The following is a 383-nucleotide window of genomic DNA, read 5'->3' on the forward strand; positions in this document are numbered from 1 at the left end:
TTTTCTTTTGCTTCTTGCTCTGCTTTATTCTCTGCGTCTACAATAGCATTGTTTATTTCTTTTCCTTTGTTATACGCTACTACTGCTGTTTGAGCAGCCGGTTCAATGATATCTTTTGATAGACTATAAATTTCTTGGAATACCTTTAGTCCTTGTTCATTTAAAGCTCCTGGTAATAACGCTATTTGCTGTAAATCATTTTGAATTGATTTTTTTGTATCTAGCATTTCATTTTTTAACTTATCTATTTTTCCTGTTCCCTCTGAATTAAGGACACTCTGTGTTTTTGCCACATCAGTATCAAGATTTTTCAACTTCTTATCTACCTGTAGTTTTAGATCTGTTAACTCATTAATTTGACGTTGCACACTTTCTTGGTTTGT

Annotated in this window: 1 protein-coding gene; it reads right to left on the minus strand. The window is 32.4% G+C overall.

From position 1 onward, the window contains the following. Window positions 1-383, minus strand: a 383-nt coding sequence (locus ACS2CR_RS34470) for an HBL/NHE enterotoxin family protein (protein WP_438906167.1), incomplete at both ends; no start/stop codon positions are given.

This window comes from Bacillus cereus group sp. BceL291 (assembly GCF_051776705.1).
In the GTDB taxonomy this organism is placed as follows: domain Bacteria; phylum Bacillota; class Bacilli; order Bacillales; family Bacillaceae_G; genus Bacillus_A; species Bacillus_A cereus.